Here is a 19,962-nt window from a genome sequence, read left to right as displayed (position 1 = left end):
TTGATATTTGAAATGTTGTACTCTTGAGTACAGAAATAGAGAAAGGACGGTCATAGCTTTGACGGTCCTTTTTCTTTATAAATAGAGCGTTATTTCGCTTGGGTCATCTGACAACATCCACCGTTGTCCATTAAGCTGTCCTAAGTCTACAGAGATTCAAACAATAAACAGGTGAACGAACATGCTAATTTATAATGCCCCACTTGCGGATATGAAGTTTATCCTCAATGACGTTTTCAATGCTGAACAGTTCTGGCAGTCTAATGAAAATCTTGCTCATGTAGACAGCGCAACGGCTGAAGCGATCCTCGAAGAAATGGCTAAATTTGCGCAGAACGTTACCCTGCCTTTAAACCGTACAGGTGATGAAGAAGGTGCAACTTATAGCAATGGTGCAGTCACCACACCTGCTGGTTTTAAAGAAGCATTTAAACAATATGCTGAAGGCGGTTGGATTGGCTTAGCAGCTGATGAAGAATGGGGCGGTCAAGGCATGCCTAAAATGCTGACCGTTCTTGCAGATGAAATGCTGTTCGCAACCAACCCATCATTCATGCTCTATCCGCTACTTTCTGTTGGTGCTGGTATGGCACTGAACAGCTATGCCTCTCAAGAGCAAAAAGAAACGTATTTACCTAAAATTTACTCAGGTGAATGGTCTGGAACAATGTGCTTAACGGAGCCACATGCAGGTACAGATCTAGGCATTATCAAAACTAAAGCTGAACGTAACGAAGACGGCACCTATAACATTACAGGGACTAAAATCTTCATTACTGGCGGTGACCACGACTTAGCTGAAAACATCATTCACTTGGTTCTAGCGAAAACACCAGATGCACCTGCGGGTTCACGTGGTATTTCATTATTCATCGTACCTAAATTCTTGGTGAATGCAGATGGTTCTGTCGGTGAACGTAATGCAGCAGGCCCGGGTTCAATTGAACATAAAATGGGGATCAAAGCGTCTGCGACTTGTGTGATGAACTTTGACGGTGCCAAGGGTTTCTTGGTCGGTAAAGAAAATGAAGGCCTTGCGGCGATGTTCGTGATGATGAACTACGAACGTTTGTCGATGGGTATCCAAGGTTTAGGTGCATCTGAATTTGCTTACCAAAATGCTGCACAGTACGCAACAGACCGCCTACAAGGTCGTAGTGCATCAGGTATTCAATCACCTGCTAAGCCTGCAGACAGCATTCTTGTGCATGGTGACGTTCGTCGTATGTTGCTGAATGCACGTGCGAACAACGAAGCATCGCGTGCCTTTGCTGTCTATGTCGGTCAACAACTTGATATCACCAAGTTCTCAACAGACCCTGAAGCTGTGAAAGCAGCCAATGACCGTGTGGCACTGCTAACTCCAATTGCAAAAGCCTATTTAACAGATACTGCTTTTAATGCAGTGATTGATTCACAAATGGTCTTCGGTGGTCATGGTTATATTCGTGAATGGGGCATGGAGCAATGTGTACGTGACTTACGTATTGCACAAATCTACGAAGGTACGAACGGTGTTCAGTCTCAAGATTTAATTGGTCGTAAAACCATTAAATGTGGTGGTGCATTTATCGCAGACTACATTTCTGAAATCCGTGACTTTGCTAACAGCTTAGATGCGGACCTAAACTTCATTAAAGATGCAACACTCGATGCAGCAACTGAAGTGGAAGAAGTAACCAAGTATATTCTTGAACGTGCTGCTGAAAGTGCAGAGTTTCCAAATGCTGCAGCAGTGGATTACTTACATGCAGTCGGCTTACTTAGCTTTGCTTATATGTTTGCAAAAATTGCCAATGCGGCCAAAGCCAAAGATGGTGATTTCTATCAAAACAAATTGGCGCTTGCGGCTTACTTTACACAGCGTATTTTGCCTGAAATCGACTTACGTATTGCAAAAGTAAAAGCGGGTGCAGAAGTTATCATGAACTTCTCTGAAGACTACTTCACCAACCAAGCTTAATTAGTTTAAACACGATAAAAAACGCCTGACCAGTCAGGCGTTTTTTTTTAACGTCAGCTTTTTATAATCAACTTCTCGTCATTTGCATGAAATTTGCATATGATTCAATATAATATCTGCAAAGTATGAGGAGGCTAGCATGACCAACCGTGATCCTAAAATAGAGAAAATTGAAACCCTCCTCGATAAATTAGGCAATACTGCAGTAGAAAGTTTTCACTATGTGGCTTTATTTATTATTGGCTGTATGGTGATTTGGTCGGCTGGTCATACTGTTTATGAGATCCTAACCGTTAAACAGTACGCCTCGATTGATGATATTTTACTGTTATTCATCTACTTAGAGCTGGGTGCAATGGTCGGTATCTACTTTAAAACCAACCACATGCCTGTTCGTTTCTTAATTTATATTGCGATCACTGCCCTCACTCGGCTACTCATTTCGGACATCCAACACGACCACAAAGCCGATATGGATTTAGTCATTATCACAGGCTCAATATTAATTATGGCTCTTGCCATTCTGGTGGTCCGTTATGCGTCATGGAATTATCCTTCGGTGATTCGGGATAAACATGCTGACAAACCCTTAGCTGAAGGCAAAACACCACGTCCACAAGATGATGAACTCGCTTAATTTTTATTGACCATTAAAAAACCCTCCGTATAAACAACGGAGGGTTTTCTGTATCAATCAAAGATTCATTTATTTTGAATCCGGCTCTAAAACATAACGTCCATTTTCAAAAATCCAGTGCATGCCTTCAGGTGGGTCTGGCAGCCCTAAACGTCGCCAATCGGTAATCAATACATAATCACGGCTTTCAATGCTGGAATCGCCATCCCCGTACACATAGCTATTGGTTTCCTGACTATAAGTTGAATAACTAGGCGCTCGATAAATAATACTCACACCTGGTCGCATCGGATACCCGCCATGAGGAGGATGGTGCGGAGGTGGTCTGTGATGAGGAGGCTCAATTGGAGGCGGTGATGTAGGTCGCGTGGTTAAACCCTGATAAGGCCCCGCATAAGTTGGAAAACGTTGCGTTTGCGAAGTCAGCGGTTTTCCATAATAACGCGTCACTGGTTGAGCAAAACTCAGTGCAGGAAATAAGCTGAGTAAACTTATTCCATAGATTATTTTTAAATATTTCATCATCTTCCTCCACTGAGGTGAATATTATTATTTTAAACCAATTTAATGGATAAAAAATGTACAAAATGTCGATTTTAGATCATTGCTGGTTATCGTCGCTATAAGGTGACAAACTGGATTTCTTTGAAAATCAAAAATCACAGGAGTTTTCAGTTTATACTTAGCCTTAGTTTATAATTGTATTGGATGATCACGCCGTGGCTGAATTAAGTTTTGATCGACTCTATGAATATTTTTGCAAAGTTCCCAGTATTCAAAAAAATCTGATTGATGCTTATGGTACAGATGGAAAAAGTGCGTGGTGGTTTAAGTTCCAAATTGATGTAGATCATCCTTTGGCATGGCAAACCGTGCAAGAACTTGGGCATGTGTTGAACTATATTTCTAAAAATGAGCGCCTCCCGACACAGTTTTTACCTGTCTCACCTCCACCGTACATGAATGGTGAAGCCAAGCAATTCTTAGCATGGGTCATTCAGTGTAACCACGCTGACTTTCCACCCGATGTCATTTGTGACTGGTTAGAAGCACGTCTGCCAAGTCCAGTAGAAGATGCTGAAAAATGGAAAATCAAAACCGATCTACATGAACTCGATAAGATGACCGATAAAGATTTGGATCAAATCATCCCGCCCAATCCTGAGCAGTAAAATCTTAAAAATTAAATCTCCCTCAATCCCTCTTTAAAAAGAGGGATTTTTCATCTTGCACAATATAGGAGAAGTACCGCTTTTCATGAAACGGCAAGAAATGGAAAAAGGAATTCGAAATTAAAACGTCGACAAACCACTCCACTCCATAAAGCGGTATAGCCCATATTTGAGTTTTGACTCATCTTTATATTGCTCATAGTCCACACTCATTTGACGACCATTTAAGTTCGACCATGCCCCATCAAAATATTGCTGAGCATCTGTAAACACCGCTGCTTTAGATTGACCAATCACACGTAAATTAGTCTCCAAGTTATAATTTTTCAAATTACGTGCAGTAAAATTCGCTGAACCCAAAATGAGCTCTGCTTCTTGCGCATGGCGTTTTAAAACCATTTTGCTATGACACTGTTCCCCTTGAGTATTACACCAACGCACTGTAATACCTGCATCGTTTAGCTCAGACGCAACTTGGCGGTTGGGGATTCCATTCTTTTGACGACCAAATGCATCTTTATTGGGGTCGAGTAAAATCCGAAGTTTAACGCCACGGTTCTGTGCATCTTTTAAAGCATTGATAATTTGACGCTCAGACAAATAGAACATCGCCAAATCAATCTGATCATTGGCTTTTGCACTATTCAACAAGTTGAGTGTTGCATCTAGAATTGCTTTTTCAGTCAGCACTTGAACTTGAGGCTGGGATGGACTGGCTTCAAACTCCCCCATAATCACCATCGGTACATCGCCCTGAGACATGTGAGCCACAGTTTGCTCTGTTTTCAAGACATCAATTGCGGTATTGCCTGTCACCAACAGCGCCACATTGGAATGTCGCGAACTGCCATCATGCGGATTCGCAGATGTCACCAATGTCTTCCAACCTTGTGCGGTATCGACCACTAAAGTTTTGCGATGATTGGCTTTAAAATTAAATAGGTTTAAATAGCTGCGTAGCGTAATTTTTCCATCCCCAAACGGATTGTCTAACCAACCACCATCGGGATTATTGCCTGCATTTTGACAACAGATATACCAAAAACCTGACCAAACAGGGTTAGAAGCACGGAGCGGACGTAAATCAGTTTCGATCACATCCACACCCGCCTGACGCAGTTTACGGTAATGCTCAGGTAAGAGCCCGCCATAGACTGAGTTAATCGGGTCAGTGATGACTTTGATTTCAATATTCGGATGCAAGCTACGCTTGACAATCAATGCATCGGTCAACTGACGAGTCAACGCCCGTTGTGATACTTGAGATGTCCCCACTTCATCATTAAACAAGAACATATCCAGCACAATCGTGGTTTGTGCATCTTCAATCAACTTAAACACTTCGTTGAAAATATGGTGATCTTGTTGCTGTTTACCTTGTGCATCAATATAGGTTTGATCTGCAATAAATTTGACATCGGCATGACGTAACTTGCCAGTATAGTCCAACCCATCAGGCAGTGGTTTAACAGTATGATAAACCGCTGAGCTTAAGTAAGTTAGAGCCAGCAAGCCCACCACGACACCAACGTAACGAGTCGCAGTCCAGTTGAGCTTTTGATGTAATTTTCGAAAGATACGCATAACAAAAAACCTAGTCCAATATGCTCAGACTAGGTTTTATTGTTTGATTTTTCAAGAGGATTTCTGTTGTCGATGTTTTGGCAACCTCTCCACAAAGGAGAAGAAGCCCCCCTCTTTACGGAAAAGGTTGGGTTGAAGCTTGAAGTAGCACCTTAGAAACTAAAGTCAAGCCCAACTGTGAAGTTACGCCCCACTTGTGGAATGGTCGATAGGAATGAAGCATGCGAATAAACCGTCTCATCCAAGAGATTATTGGCTTTGAAATACACACGATAATCATTGCTCTGCATATATTGACCATTATACGCCAAGCCAAGATTGACCATGTTATAGCCCGCAGTTTCCGTTTCATAGCTTGCAATTCGATCTTGCTCAAATACATGGTAATACTCTGCCGTACCCGACCACGTATCACTAAAGTTTGCATTCACTTTGGTGCCTAAACGACCAGCAGGCACTCGCGGAGCATTTTCATTGTCAATTTTGCCACGTACATAGTCACCAAACACGCTCATCTTATACACATCATTGATGGCATAAGACGCTTCTGCTTCAGTCCCATAAAAACGCGCTTTGTCTTGGGTGTAGTCTACTAGACGGAAGTTTTCATAACGGTCAGTGGTTTGTGCATAAATATAGTTGTCATACCAGTTGTGGTAGACATGCACGTGATAATCAACTTTATCCGTGTCGTAATGGAAACCTAACTCCAAGTTATTGGATTTTTCAACATCGAGATTTTCATTACCACGTTCATAGGTATTGGTCGCTAGGTGGTTACCATCAGCATAAAGCTCTTGCGCTAAAGGTAAACGCTCCTGATGAGATCCAACCAAAGACAGTTTATAGTTGGGTGCAAACATCCAATTCACAGCACCCGAATAAGATACGCCATAATCATCATAGTCTTTGCGATCAGACTCAATATCAATGGTCTGCTGATCGACACGCGCACCGAATTCAAAATGGAAGTCCTTCCACTGCTTATGTTCTAAACCAAATACGCTCCATTTTTGCGTCTTGGTTGGGTCTAAAATGGACTCTTCACCAGTGATATCTAATTTTTGTTGATTGTACTGTACGCCAACCACACCTTCCCAATCTGCAATTGGCTGATGCACCAACTCTAAACGCGCATCATAACCCTTACTTTTAAAGGTGGTTGCAACACTATCGCCTTCAATTTCATCATGTTGATAGTCAGTATAACTGGCATGCGCACGTAGTTTATCGAACCCTACAAACGGATTTAAGACTTCTGTACGAAAATCATAACGTTCTGACTTTAAGTCAACCCAAGGCCCTGCCTCGTGTTCTTCATGATCATGGTCATGCCCATCCGCACCACAATGTAAATGGTCATCGTGCGGATGGCAGCTTTCATATTCATGATTATGCCCCGGTAGACCATATTGATCTTGACGATTGGTATAGGCGATACCCGCAAAACCGCGCTCCCCAATCCATGAACCCCCTATGCTGACAGTTTCGCCTTTGGCAAAGGTATTTCCAACACGGCGTTCTTTTTCGAGTTCACCCTCATGCTCATGGTAGTAGTTCGGGGCAATATAGTCATTTGCTTCACGCTTTGAACCCTCAACCCGTAGAGCAAACTGACTTCCCAACGCAACAGTCGCCCCAGCACTGGCCAATTTTTCGTCGCTACCCGTGTTGTAACGTAACCCTGCCGTACCTTCGATACCCTTTTCAGGCATGCTTGTTGGAATTTTTTGGTCGGTCACATTAACCAAACCACCCACGGTGCCTGCACTATACAATAGGGTTGAAGGACCACGAATGATTTCAACTTGTTTCGCCAAAATCGGATCAACCGTCACGGCATGGTCCGGCGATAAAGCCGAGACATCAGCAGTTTCTGAGGCGTGTTGTAAGACCTTCACTCGTGGGCCATCTTGACCACGAATCACTGGTCGGCTTGAACCTGAACCATATTGATTTGAATACACCCCCAACTCATCTGCCAAAGCATCTCCAATGGTCGGTGCACGTTCTTTTAATGTTTTTTGCTCAATCACCTGATCGGCGACTGCAAAGTCTGCCGCTGTTTGTACCAAAGGATGGGCTTGACTGGTCAACGTTTCTAGTTGTGTTGTTGCTTCCTCTGCAAAAACCCCTGGTGCGACGACAGTAAAAATAGAAAGCGTAATCAAATTTTTATGAAAAGACATGGAACTGACTCAAGTTACAAGTTTTGAATATTGTTATAATATAACATTCCATTTTTATTGCAATAAAAAACATTTCTATTTTAAAAAGCAGTTAAACTGAATCATAAATTTTAAGTCTATGTAATTTAAGACATAACAATGCCCTTTACCATTTCACATGCTGTTCTCGCACCTCCCTTAGCCAAACTCAGTGGTGACCGATTGCCAGTTGCGGCGATTGCCATTGGTTGCATGACTCCCGATTTGTATCGACTGTTTACGCAGACCAGTTCAAATATCACCCACTATTGGACGTCACTGATTCACCCTGATCTTTGGATTGGACTCAGTTTTTGTATTTTATGGTATGTGCTATTACGGCCCTGTTTTTATCGTTTTGTGGGCATTCAGCATGAGCTTAGGCTCAACAGTGCAATGCGTATTTTTAAATTTTTAACAGGCACCATCCTGGCAGTACTTCTCGGTACGGCCACGCATTTATTCTGGGATGGACTCACTCATGCCGACTTCCGAACCTTATTTTTTCAGGACTTTTTAAGCCAGAATGTTGCACTGCTAGGACACCCATTCCCACTACACCGTATTTTACAAATTGGGACATCGGCGTTGGCTCTGCCTTTGTTGGCATGGATGAGTTGGCGTTATTACCAAACATACCAACAACATTTTCCTGTCAGTTTAAAAATCAGGCGCTTTGCCATTGGGCTGTTCATATTCAGCCTTTTGGGTGGTCTAGTGAGTGTTTGGGACTATGCGCGTTATATCCCTACGCAAGTTTGGCAGTCAGACCTATATTATTTTACTGGGCGGAGTATCAATGAATTTAGCCAAGTCGCTTTACTGATATTGATCTTTGGCTGCATTCTGTTTTTATTTTTAGATCGTGATCACCGTTTAGGCTAAGTTTGCAGCAAGACTGGCAAGCAATTTTATACCTTTTTTAAGCTATACCTTGAGACTAGGTGTCCAAAGAGGCATAATCCTACCTTTATTTCTGGCGGTACGCTGTTTACGTATTCGCTACCTTTAGCCATATAGTTGGATTTTTAACGCCATGATGCGAACTCATTACTGCGGTTCTTTAACCGAAGCTCAAATTGATGAAACAGTAACCCTCTGCGGTTGGGTACACCGTCGCCGTGACCACGGCGGTGTCATCTTCCTTGATATGCGTGACCGTGATGGTCTTGTGCAAGTGGTTATTGACCCTGACACTCCTGAAGCATTCGCAACTGCGGACAAAGTACGTTCAGAATTCGTATTAAAAATTACAGGCCGTGTGCGTCGCCGTTATGCAGGCACAGAAAATGCCAATATGGTGAGCGGTCAAATCGAAGTTTTGGGCAAAGAAATCGAAGTTCTTGCGGCATCTGAAACACCTCCATTCCCATTGAATGATGACAACACCAATATTTCTGAAGAAATTCGTTTGAAATACCGTTTCTTGGACATCCGTCGTCCTGAAATGTTAGATCGTTTACGTTTCCGTTCTAAGCTAACCAACCTCATTCGTAACTATTTCGAAGACAATGGTTTCTTAGACGTTGAAACCCCGATTTTAACCCGTGCAACACCTGAAGGTGCACGTGACTACTTAGTGCCAAGCCGTGTATCTAACGGTAGCTTCTATGCACTTCCACAGTCACCACAACTATTCAAACAATTGTTGATGGTGGGTGGTATTGACCGTTACTACCAGATCGCAAAATGTTTCCGTGATGAAGACTTACGTGCAGACCGTCAGCCTGAATTCACCCAAATCGACGTTGAAACATCGTTCATGAGTGACGATGACATCATGGATTTAATGGAAACGTTGACAGTTAAGATGTTCAAAGAACTGCTTGATGTTCAATTCGATAAATTCCCACGCATGACCTATACAGATGCTATGCGTGACTATGCATCGGACAAACCAGACTTACGTATTCCGTTGAAATTGGTTGACGTTGCAGACCTGATGCAAGAAGTTGAATTCAAAGTATTCGCAGGTCCTGCTAAAGATCCTAAAGGCCGTATCGTTGCATTACGTGTTCCGGGTGCAGCTTCTTTACCACGTAGCCAAATTGATGAATACACGAAATTTGTCGGCATCTACGGTGCGAAAGGTTTAGCCTACATTAAAGTAAACGAGCTTGAAAAAGGCATCGAAGGTTTACAATCTCCAATCGTGAAATTCATCGAGCCGATCGTGCTTGATCTATTGAAACGTGTAGGTGCAGAAAATGGCGATATCGTGTTCTTTGGTGCAGACAAAGCTAAAGTTGTCAACGATGCCATGGGTGCTTTACGTATTAAAGTCGGTCATGACTTGAAGATGTCGACTTGCGAGTGGGCACCGCTTTGGGTGGTTGACTTCCCAATGTTTGAAGAAACAGATGATGGCAAATGGACCTCTGTTCACCACCCATTCACACTGCCTAAATCAAGCGTTGAAGATGTGAAGAACAACCCAGGTGCTGCGCTTTCTGTGGCTTATGACATGGTGTTAAACGGTACTGAAATTGGTGGTGGTTCACTACGTATTCATAACCTAGAAATGCAAAAAGCAATCTTTGAAGCTTTGGGCATTGGTGAAGAAGAGGCCGAAGAGAAATTCAGCTTCTTACTCAATGCATTACGTTACGGTGCTCCTCCGCATGGTGGTTTGGCATTCGGTCTAGACCGTTTAGTAATGCTCATGACAGGTGGTGCTTCTATTCGTGATGTGATTGCATTCCCGAAAACAAAAACTGCTGAATGTCCATTAACACAAGCGCCTGCACCAGTTGAATCAAACCAACTACGTGATTTGGGTATTCGTTTACGTGAAAAACCAAAAGCTGAAGAAACTAAATAATCTTTAGATTATGATTAAAAAACCCTGCCATGTGCAGGGTTTTTTATTTAAGACAAGGCAGTCTCCTCCCCCATAGATCCGATTTTTCGCTTCAAATTTTCCAAAATTTCCTTTGAACTTTTGATCTATCGCACTTACAGTGGGTCACGATAGTCTATATTTTATTGCAGCAGTTCTGGCACTAAAGCATTCTGTTGATTTATTCATTTATTTTGTTCTTAAGACGCTCATCTTTTTTTGATTTTATCTATCTTAGATTTTTAAGTTTCTTTGCAAAATTTTCTCTCATCACATCTTTTGCATAAGATCTCTGAGTTTAAATATGGCTATGTATTATTTACTTAAAAGCATTTCAATTTTGCCATTACCCTTTCTACAATACATCGCTCGCGGAATTGCACACCTTCTTTATTATAATGATTCTTCAATCAAACGTATTACCAGCATCAATCTGCAATTGGCCTACCCTAAACTCGCTCCAACAACACTCCAGAAACGCGTTCATCTCAGCATTCAAAGCCAATGTCAGACTTATATTGAATTTTTAAAATGCTGGGGCATGTCACCCCAATACAGCCTAGATTTACTCAAAAATATTCACGGAGAATCTGTCCTCACAGAGGCTTTAGCCAATAAAAAAGGCGTGATTGTGGTTGTTCCGCATTTCGGCTGTTGGGAACTGTTAAATGCATGGTTAAACGTCTATACACAACCCATGATCATGTATAAACCCTATAAAACGAAGGGAGTGAACCGCTATATTTTAGAAGCACGCCAGAAGTTTAATGCGACTCTTGTGCCTACTGATGAAACAGGGATCCGCAGTATCTTCAAACACTTAAAACAAGGTGGCCTCACCGTAATCTTACCCGATCATCTGCCAAAACCGAGTGGCGGTATTTATTCATATTTTTTCCAACAACATACATTATCCGCAACTCTTGTCTCAAAAATGGCCGCCAAAACGCAATGTAATGTGATTGGATTAAGTTGTATTCGTAATACGGATGCAACGGGTTTTAATGTGTACTGTACTAAGTTATCTCAGGAGATTTTATCGAAAGACCTACAGCAGTCTGTGGACTGTTTAAACCTTGCCATGCAAGACATGATTAACCAAGCACCTGAACAATACATTTGGTCCTATAGACGTTTTAGAAATTGTGCAGGCAAGATCAATGCGTATAAAAAGTTGCCACCCGTATAAATGCTATAGAGCAAGACATGATCCAAACAGGACGATAAGATAAAATCAAAATTATTTAGTTTAGGGTTGATTGGCATACTTTTATTTATTTGAGATCAATTCTCAGCAATGGCATAATAGCGTCCTGTTTTATATCAGTTGTGAGCAAGCAAATGGCTATGCGTCCTGAAGTCCGTCGTCGCGGTATTGTGCTAATTGTTTTTGCTATCGCGCAATGGTTGTTCATGCGTTACATACTAGACAATCAATTGTTTAATTTAACAACCTATAATCGGATTGTCTTTTTCTGTGTAAGTAGTCTTGCGGGTGCTTTTGTGATTTTTGTCGGCCTAATTTATATGGTCTTGAAAGGCAATGCGGATAGGAAAGATTAACTTCTTAAACTATTAAAATACATAAGATTAAAATCAAAAAGCAGATCACTTGGAACAGTGCTCTGCCTTATAATCTACGTATTTAAAGTTAACTTCAGTTTATCAGCAATATCTAAAGCTTGTCTTATAGTAACATCCATATCCATATAACTATAAGTACCTAGCCTCCCTGCAAAAGTTACATTTTTTTCACTTTTAGCTTTTTCCTCATATTTTTGTAAGATATCTTTGTCATCAGCTAACCTAACTGGATAATAAGGAATGTCTTTTTCACCACAATCTCCACTGTACTCTTTAAAATAAATAGTTTGCCCATGCTCTTCCCATGGTGCAAAGTGTTTATGTTCAGAAATTCGAGTATAAGGCACTGATTCGTCACCATAATTAATTACAGCATTGCCTTGGAAATCTCCTTCAGCATAATACTTCTCGAACCTTAAAGTCCGATATGTCAAACGTCCAAAACTATAGTCAAACCATTCATCCAATTTTCCAGTCCAAATAATATGATTGAAGTCATTTTGCATATTTTTTTTGTAAATTTGGTTCAATTTTATATCGATCAATGGATGATCCAAGATAGACTCTACTATAGGAGTATACCCATCCTTTGGAATCCCCTGATAAGCATGGTTAAAGTAATTATCATTATAATTAAAACGTATTGGTAATCTTTTCAAAATACTTGCTGGTAACGTTTTAGGATCTACTCCCCATTGCTTCTTCGTATACCCTTTAAAAAAAGCTTCGTATAAGTCAATACCTATAAATTTCAGCGCCTGTTCTTCAAAGTTTTCAGGTTCAATAATATCTGATTTTCCGATATTTCTAATAAATTCTTTGGCCTGCGCTGGTGACAATGCTTTATCATAAAACTGATTAATTGTATGCAAATTAACAGGTAGCGAATATACCTTATTCGAAAAGATAGATTTTACCCTATTAATAAAAGGTATTAACTCGCCATGTTGATTGACAAAATCCCATACTTCTTTATCATCAGTATGAAAAATATGTGGACCATACACATGTTCCATAACTCCTGTTTTCGAGTCTCGCTCAGTATAACAATTACCTGCAACATGCGATCTTTGGTCTATAATCGTTATTTGTATACCTGAGTCTGCTAATTTTCTAGCAATTACAGCCCCAGTAAAACCAGTTCCAACAATTAATACCTTCATCACTTTATACCTATAGATGTGTAGCCATATTTTAATATTGTTTTATCTAACACCCTCTTATCACATCCCTCTATAAACTTTTTTATAAAATCAGGATTATTAGCTTCAATAATACTATCATGCGTATCTAATGCTCTGAAACAATTAACATTCTGGTTTACAGTATATTTTTGCATAACACCTCGAAGTTCCATTTGGGGTGTCAAAATTTTTGGTTTAGAAAAAAAGTTTTTTTTGATTAAAACCTTTCTACCCATCCCACTCCCCGCTGTTCCAATTGGTCTCGTATGAAAAATTGAAATCTCATCAATAATTCCAATTTTAGCAGTACTCCCTAGCAGTTTTGGCCATAAGTGATCTAACCCCCATCCAGAAATATTTTCTTTAAACGTAGAATAAAGCTTATTAAAAGACTTTTTATTGAAACAAGGCACCATAACCTCTACAAAATTTGTTTCCCTATATTTAAATGATCTATTCTGAAGTACAATGGACCATGAATAATAACTTCTCATATCAAGCGAAGGCTGTGCTAAATCAAATTTATGAAAATGAAATAATTCAAAGAATTTATTAAGATCACTAGTAGACATATCAAGATCATCATCTGGTAAGCAGATTGCGTCATATTCTTTCCAAAAATCTAAAGTATCAAAAAAATTTGATAATCCTTCCCATTTTGAGCCTTTAAAGGTATGTAAATATGTCAACCCTGACTTATCAAACAAAAAGTTATCACCAAAATAACTTACTGCTATATCAAAATTTGGATTACCATGAAGCCATTTTTCATGGAGTGACTTATCACCACAACGCACAACTATTAAATTTTTCAAAGTTTTTACCTTAAATAAACTACAATATACTGATTTAGGAATTCATAAGTACTATTTAAAAAGTTAAAATCACCAATCTAAATTTTATAATGTTAAATTTTTAAATCCATTAACATTAATATGATGAAATTTAATAATAATGACTACTTAAGCAATGTCCTAAAAATAAAGCTATCCCAGCCCGTTAAACAAATATCATAAATTGAGCTATACTATTTAATATCTAGACCTACAACCTAATTTCTACCTAAACCACATTTTCACTTCATTACTAGTATTAGCACCCTGAAAAAAAGGCTTCAAAACTAAATAAAGTTGAAAAACTGGTCTGAATATTTCTTTTAAAATTTTTTCACCAAAAGTACGTTTACTTTTTTCGTATAAATTTCTTTTTTTCTTAGCGGCTATTCTCTCTTGCTCAATAGAACTCACTAGACTAGTAGTTTTATTTTCTAATAAAAAATCTTGAATACTTAGACCAGGTACCATTTGATAAACTGGTTCAACTTGGCTTACAATAAAATCATTAAAGATAAGTTGATCTACAGGTTTAAAAAAAGATAAACTCCCCACATAGGTTAATAATTTCTTTGCCATACTTTGATTTATTAAATAGCCTGCTGTTCCTAAATGCTCTTTCTTCAATTGAAATAGCTGTCGATTACATTTTATATCTAGAGATTCTTTTTCAACTGATATATGATTTGAAAACTTTTCAAATTTAATAAAATTAATTCCTGTTGGAATCCAATCACTCGAACTTAGAAATAAATCTGCATCTTGACCGAGATAGATATCATCCTCAAGAATTACTAAATAATCTAAGTTTTCAACAACCATCTTTTTCCATAAAGATATATGACTTAATAAACATCCTTTTTCACCATTACTTAATTCTGAATTATCTAAATCAATCTCTAGTTTCTCAGCTGTCAATTTTATATCGACTGAAGAAATTGCATCAAAAAATTCATAACTAAAAATATTATGCTTTTTCATTTCAACAGACATGTGAGCTCTGCGATTAAACTCTGTTGCTAAACTAATAATCTGGATATTCACGTATATTGCACCATACTAATTTCATGCATCTGGATATAATTTTTTAATATCCATCAATCGATTTTTTCGGCTAACTCTAGAAAATTTTCTTTTAAACCTTTGCACTAAATTCAGACTCAAGAAGTCTTCGCGACCCTTAATATCAGTATCTTTCAAATCCTGTATAACTAGAGGCTGTGCCAAAAAACCTTGTCTTAACTCACCTTTGGCGTATCGCCAAATCCAATCTATTGGGAAGTTGAGTTTTTCACTTGAGTTGAGAAAACTTTGAGCTGCTCTATTAGATATAATATAACCACTACCTAATGCAGGAGCAGGATCACATTCCAAGGCAACTAGACCACTATTATAGTGTAATTTAAAAATTTTCCATTTATTACGCCATTCAAGTTTTTTCCAAACATTAAGATTCGGATCTATTCTTTTTCTTTCGAACATTCCTAGTTGTTTCAGCCTATGTAATACATCAACATCTATATTGTATGGTTTGTTAGTAGACAAATTAAGAAAGTCAAAAAATTCATAGAATTTGAAATTATGTAAAAATGTTAATAACTCTTCTTTTATTTTAACGTCATCTTCTAAAATTAAAGCATACTCTATATTTTCATCAATAATCTTTTCCCAGACTTTACGATGAGAAAGGGCACAACCTAATTCTCCGAGAACAGGTTTTTTCTTCGTTTCAATTATGAATTGCTCAATATTAATCAAAGATTGCGTTTCCATAGAAAGAAACTCACCGTCTACTGCTGACATTCTCGTAAATTCTAAATTTAACCTTTCCATTTGATGTTGTACATACTGTAGTCGATCTGGTCTACGATCAAGATTTATAAGAAAAATTTTTACGTTCATATTAACCTACTTTACCTATTCTAAACTTGCGATATACCAATATCATAGGCTTAAATATGATTGTACTGCCGTTTCCATAGTAAACTTTTTATCTAAATTACAAGTAATATTTGTCAATTCTACAAAACATTGTAACTTATTTGCTAAAGCATCCACATCCCCAACAGGAGTCAAAGATTGGGTAGGTAAAATTTCACTAGGACCAGAAAGACAATCCGTACTAATTACTGGCACACCTAAAGCTAGCGATTCCAAAATTACCAAACCCAGACCTTCAAAATCAGATGAGAGCACCATAAACTTGGCATGTTTCATATAGGGATAAGGATTCTTTTTAAAACCCGTAAAAATAACTTTATTTTCAATACCTAAGCTTTTGACTAGAGCCTTAACCCCGTCAAACAATTCGCCTGTCCCAACAAGTACAAGCTTTTCAGTAATATTTGCTTTTGCATAAGCCTTAATTAGAATATCGTGTCTTTTTTGATGTTTAAATTTACCTACATGAACAATATACCCTCCATTTAGCTCAGGCTCGGGTATATATTCATTTGCTGTATTTACAATCTGCTCTATATCTATAGGATTATAAATTGTCGTTATTCTACCTTTAGAACCAAACAGTTCAATAAAATCATTTCTAACGCCCTGACTTACTGCTACGCATGGCTTTGCTAAGTAAACCTTAGCAAGCCGCTCTCTCATAACGAATAAACGTTCACCATATTCTAACGATGTTGTATTATGAATAACCAAATGAACATTTGGTAAAGTACTCTTACACAACACAAAATCTACTGGGAATAAGTTTGACAGAACTAAATCAGGCTCTCCTATTTTACCTCGTACAAATCTATCAAAGGCTTTTGCCGCAATTCCTGCCCGCATAAATTTAGGTATAGCACGAAATTTTTGATAGTCGAAAAAATGAGTTTGTACACCATCAGGAATTGGTAAATCAATTATATTCTTAAAATATACAATATGGGCTTCGTGTCCCGCATTATTTATACCTTTAGCCAATGTCAAAGCAAATCGCTCTGCTCCATTTCCTTGTAAAGTAAAAATCGCTAAAACGACTTTCTTCTTCATTACATCTGAGTCCTATTAAATCTTTTTTGATCGAGTAAAATAAATCGCTTAGTTACTTTGAAAAATACAGAGAGATAGCGACATGCCATAAGCCATTGCCCTGCGATACGTCGTTTTTTAAACTTTTTCTTTTCCTTAGTACTACTATATTCAGTTTTATAATTCTCGGAACGCCCTATCGTTGAATCAAAGTCTACTGTCGTAATTAAACCATAAGCTTTCATTTGATCTTCTTGAATAATTGCAGCAGGCTCCACTTGTAAAGAACGCAGTTCATAACAGCTAAATATAAAGCCATCTGCAATCGCAGGGGCAGAATGTTCTAGTCGAGCCAATAATTTTTGCGCTCCAGAAGGATAGAGAAGATAACCCGCAGCTCCAGTTCGATCTTGATAAAGCTCAAATAACTCTGTTTCTAAGGCAGAAAAAGTATAAGCAGGTTGTTTAGATATTATTTTTTTACGACTTCGAACTTCAAAATTAATGAGATCTACGTCTTTAAAATCTTGTTCCTCTATCTGCACTAAAAGTTTAGGAAGATGTGATGCTAAAACTGCATCATCCTCTAAAATTAATGCTACTTCTTGTTTTTTTATAACAAGCTCCCACGCTTTTTTATGGCTCAAAAAACAAGCAAGCTCTACTTTACGAAGAGGACGTTGCCATCCAAAACCCAACTGTTGATATTCTTCCTCACTCAAATCATGCGTTGACACAGCATTTATGCGCTCAAAGTGCAAACCCAAACGTGACAACTGTTTCTCTTGATAAACTAAACGATCTATAGAATTTTTCAAATTAATAATAAGTACATGCATATTTACCACCAACGGTTTTTTTCACGAGTATGCCTTTGTTTAAAACGCATGTAGACATTATTGTTTTCTTCTCTTTGCAATCGATCGAAAATTTCAATCACAATTTGACCTAAATTATGCGCTGCACAAATCTGATCTAAGCGCCAACGCATATTTCTTAACGTGTCATCAGTACCTACTGCAAATGCTGAAGTTCCATCAAACAAAGCATAACGCTGTTGTTGCAATAACCGCTGATGTTCTTGATTTACAAGTAAAGACTGATTACATAAAAATCTTTCAGTTTCCTGTAATTTAACAGTGTTGATCAATACTACAGCATTCATTAAGATGGCTTGTAATAATGGATCATCTTCTAAATCAATAAAAGTATCACAGGCAGAAATTAACCAACGAATGTTCAATGATTTCAATAAATATTCCGTCTCACTTAACCATAATGTCTTAAATTTTTGATAGTTTTCTTCAACATCTACCTCACGACGAATCAGAACAATCAAACTTGCATGAAAATGATTAACTTCAGGCTGGCCTACAAACTCCAACTTTAGCTGCTCAATATGTTCATTTAAATCTTTAGCTGAACCATGGGTATAGCGAACTTCTTTACCATCAATAATCTGATTTTTAAGTGCGTCGAGGTCTACACCATTAAACTGAGCATAGATCTTATCTGCCCCAAATCGACGTTGATGACGGCTAAATGAAAACCATTGTTCAAATTTGCTTTTTTTTCTTACAGGCATGTTCAATCCTAACCAACAATATTTACTGCCAAGCCTCTTTAATCCAATCTGATGGCAACACATAGCGATACCATTTACCACCACCGCCATTTACTGCATCAGGTGGGTTAATTTCCCCATGGAAAACAATAATTTTTGCGCCTTCGGGTTTTACGGGCGGTTTAAAATACGCCAAAGGTATTTTTTGCAAGCAATGATACTTATAACTTTTACACCAACTGTCAGGCCAGTAAGAGAGCTTTTTCTCTTGATCGACATACCAAGACAAATAGGCTTGCTCATTGCGGAACTTTTGACGAATTTCATCAAAATGCTCACGAAAATATGGCATCAATCCAGAAAAAGCACCCAACTTAAAACGGTAAACTGAACTATTCCCCGTAATACGCCAAGGACGCTTCCAGTCGTGAATAATCAGAAAATCCCCAGAATAGGTAAAGAAACTATCGATGTTATCAACAATCACGACATCCAAGTCTAAAAAGAGCGCATTGCCTTTTAAACCATAAAGATCTGGCTCAAACGTAGACAATTTATTCCAGCCACGTTCAGGACTCCCCTCTGGAAGTGCTAATGGAGGAATAGGAAAACACTGTACGGCAGGATCAATACCATCGGTACGGTCAGTTAAACACACCATTTTAAAGTCAACGGTAGTATGGCGTTTTACCATGTTATACAAGCGATTAACGTAGTCCGAACCATATTTGGTTCCCCACTTCATACACAGCACAATATTCTGATTTTGTTGTTCTGTCGTATTTAAAACGTCATCATTTTCATGTAAAGACATGCTTGAAACTACCGATCTACATAGTACTTCGCATCATAACATAGTCTAGGTTTGATTGAAGATTTGAGCCATAAAATCCCAAGTAATTACACGGTAATTAAACTGAAATGGATGGTTCATTTACATGACATCTTGTTCCTGTATCGTAATAAAAAATAATTTAGAATCGACATAATGAAAATTACAGTGGTCGGGTTAGGCTATGTTGGACTTTCTAATGCTATGATTTTAGCGCAGCAGCACTGTGTCACTGCCTTTGATATTGATGAAAATCGTATTCATAAGTTAAATCAACGAATCTCGCCAATTCAAGATAACGACGTCTCATTCTTCCTAGAAAATGACAAGCTTCATTTTAAAGCAACGTCAAATAAAATAGATAGTTACATAAATGCTGAGGTTATTATCATTGCAACGCCCACCAATTACGACACCATCACCAATCAATTTGACACTTCAAGTGTGGAGCAAGTCATTCACGACATCCAACACACCAACCCGCTTGCGACCATCATCATTAAATCGACAGTACCTGTCGGCTTTACACAAAGAATGCGACAGCGATTTAACACAAACAATATTATTTTTTCACCTGAATTCTTACGTGA

18 protein-coding genes and 1 pseudogene are annotated in these 19,962 nt (G+C 38.5%); 8 read left to right on the top strand and 11 right to left on the bottom strand.

Annotated elements, in window-relative coordinates:
• Positions 1–181: 181 nt before the first annotated feature.
• Both B4F08_RS07280 and B4F08_RS07275 read left to right on the top strand, forming a co-directional pair.
• Positions 182–1,963, top strand: coding sequence for an acyl-CoA dehydrogenase C-terminal domain-containing protein (locus B4F08_RS07280; RefSeq protein WP_291373966.1), 1,782 nt, complete (start codon positions 182–184; stop codon positions 1,961–1,963).
• A 139-nt stretch (positions 1,964–2,102) separates the two neighbouring features.
• On the top strand, positions 2,103–2,600 hold the full coding sequence (locus tag B4F08_RS07275) for a phosphate-starvation-inducible protein PsiE (RefSeq protein ID WP_110974673.1): 498 nt from the start codon (positions 2,103–2,105) through the stop codon (positions 2,598–2,600).
• 69 nt (positions 2,601–2,669) lie between these two features.
• Here the strand turns inward: B4F08_RS07275 and B4F08_RS07270 are convergent, their stop codons facing one another.
• The gene (locus B4F08_RS07270; protein WP_291373965.1) at positions 2,670–3,125 is read right to left on the bottom strand and encodes an RcnB family protein; all 456 of its coding nucleotides are present in this window, start codon (positions 3,123–3,125) and stop codon (positions 2,670–2,672) included.
• 194 nt (positions 3,126–3,319) lie between these two features.
• Between B4F08_RS07270 and B4F08_RS07265 the strand changes: the two genes are divergently transcribed.
• On the top strand, positions 3,320–3,772 hold the full coding sequence (locus B4F08_RS07265; RefSeq protein ID WP_110974671.1) for a hypothetical protein: 453 nt from the start codon (positions 3,320–3,322) through the stop codon (positions 3,770–3,772).
• A gap of 120 nt (positions 3,773–3,892) precedes the next feature.
• On the opposite strand, the gene B4F08_RS07260 is transcribed toward B4F08_RS07265, so the two are convergent.
• Positions 3,893–5,356 (bottom strand): phospholipase D family protein, encoded by a 1,464-nt coding sequence (locus B4F08_RS07260; RefSeq protein ID WP_291373964.1) that lies wholly within the window; start codon positions 5,354–5,356, stop codon positions 3,893–3,895.
• Between the two features lie 152 nt (positions 5,357–5,508).
• On the bottom strand, positions 5,509–7,545 hold the full coding sequence (znuD, locus tag B4F08_RS07255; RefSeq protein WP_291373963.1) for a zinc piracy TonB-dependent receptor ZnuD: 2,037 nt from the start codon (positions 7,543–7,545) through the stop codon (positions 5,509–5,511).
• Between the two features lie 138 nt (positions 7,546–7,683).
• Here znuD and B4F08_RS07250 point away from each other — a divergent pair, with 138 nt between their 5' ends.
• The 4 genes from B4F08_RS07250 (at position 7,684) to B4F08_RS07235 (ending at position 11,965) form a co-directional block, all read left to right on the top strand.
• Positions 7,684–8,448: a DUF4184 family protein gene (locus B4F08_RS07250; RefSeq protein ID WP_086210426.1), complete on the top strand. Its 765-nt coding sequence runs from the start codon at positions 7,684–7,686 to the stop codon at positions 8,446–8,448.
• A 151-nt stretch (positions 8,449–8,599) separates the two neighbouring features.
• Positions 8,600–10,384 (top strand): aspartate--tRNA ligase, encoded by a 1,785-nt coding sequence (gene aspS / locus B4F08_RS07245; protein WP_119064669.1) that lies wholly within the window; start codon positions 8,600–8,602, stop codon positions 10,382–10,384.
• A 322-nt stretch (positions 10,385–10,706) separates the two neighbouring features.
• A complete protein-coding gene (locus tag B4F08_RS07240; protein WP_291373962.1) occupies positions 10,707–11,591 on the top strand; it encodes a lysophospholipid acyltransferase family protein in 885 nt (294 codons plus the stop codon).
• 152 nt (positions 11,592–11,743) lie between these two features.
• Positions 11,744–11,965 (top strand): hypothetical protein, encoded by a 222-nt coding sequence (locus B4F08_RS07235; RefSeq protein ID WP_291373961.1) that lies wholly within the window; start codon positions 11,744–11,746, stop codon positions 11,963–11,965.
• Positions 11,966–12,039: 74 nt separating this feature from the next.
• On the opposite strand, the gene glf is transcribed toward B4F08_RS07235, so the two are convergent.
• The 8 genes from glf to B4F08_RS07195 all read right to left on the bottom strand — a co-directional run bounded on the left by glf (position 12,040) and on the right by B4F08_RS07195 (position 19,354).
• Entirely contained in the window at positions 12,040–13,149 is a 1,110-nt protein-coding gene (gene glf, locus B4F08_RS07230) for a UDP-galactopyranose mutase (RefSeq protein WP_291373960.1), read from the bottom strand.
• A complete protein-coding gene (locus B4F08_RS07225) occupies positions 13,149–13,985 on the bottom strand; it encodes a DUF707 domain-containing protein (RefSeq protein WP_291373959.1) in 837 nt (278 codons plus the stop codon). The genes glf and B4F08_RS07225 overlap by 1 nt, the downstream gene beginning before the upstream one ends.
• A 243-nt stretch (positions 13,986–14,228) precedes the next feature.
• Complete coding sequence (locus tag B4F08_RS07220; protein WP_291373958.1) at positions 14,229–15,047, bottom strand: glycosyltransferase family 25 protein; 819 nt, start codon at positions 15,045–15,047, stop codon at positions 14,229–14,231.
• A 21-nt stretch (positions 15,048–15,068) separates the two neighbouring features.
• Complete coding sequence (locus B4F08_RS07215) at positions 15,069–15,905, bottom strand: glycosyltransferase family 25 protein (protein WP_291373957.1); 837 nt, start codon at positions 15,903–15,905, stop codon at positions 15,069–15,071.
• Positions 15,906–15,947: 42 nt separating this feature from the next.
• Entirely contained in the window at positions 15,948–16,997 is a 1,050-nt protein-coding gene (locus B4F08_RS07210) for a glycosyltransferase (protein WP_291373956.1), read from the bottom strand.
• Positions 16,997–17,815: a glycosyltransferase family 25 protein gene (locus B4F08_RS07205; protein ID WP_291373955.1), complete on the bottom strand. Its 819-nt coding sequence runs from the start codon at positions 17,813–17,815 to the stop codon at positions 16,997–16,999. The genes B4F08_RS07210 and B4F08_RS07205 overlap by 1 nt, the downstream gene beginning before the upstream one ends.
• 2 nt (positions 17,816–17,817) lie before the next feature.
• On the bottom strand, positions 17,818–18,561 hold the full coding sequence (locus B4F08_RS07200) for a hypothetical protein (protein WP_291373954.1): 744 nt from the start codon (positions 18,559–18,561) through the stop codon (positions 17,818–17,820).
• Between the two features lie 22 nt (positions 18,562–18,583).
• Positions 18,584–19,354, bottom strand: coding sequence for a glycosyltransferase (locus tag B4F08_RS07195; protein ID WP_291373953.1), 771 nt, complete (start codon positions 19,352–19,354; stop codon positions 18,584–18,586).
• Between the two features lie 174 nt (positions 19,355–19,528).
• On the opposite strand from B4F08_RS07195, the pseudogene B4F08_RS07190 reads away from it, so the two are divergent.
• Positions 19,529–19,962 (top strand): annotated as a pseudogene (locus B4F08_RS07190) (UDP-glucose 6-dehydrogenase); the annotation flags it as partial.

This window comes from Acinetobacter sp. UBA6720 (assembly GCF_002454215.1).
Taxonomy (GTDB): Bacteria; Pseudomonadota; Gammaproteobacteria; order Pseudomonadales; family Moraxellaceae; genus Acinetobacter.
The sequence above is the reverse complement of the archived record's forward strand: the minus strand, read 5'-3'. Positions and strand labels throughout refer to the sequence as shown.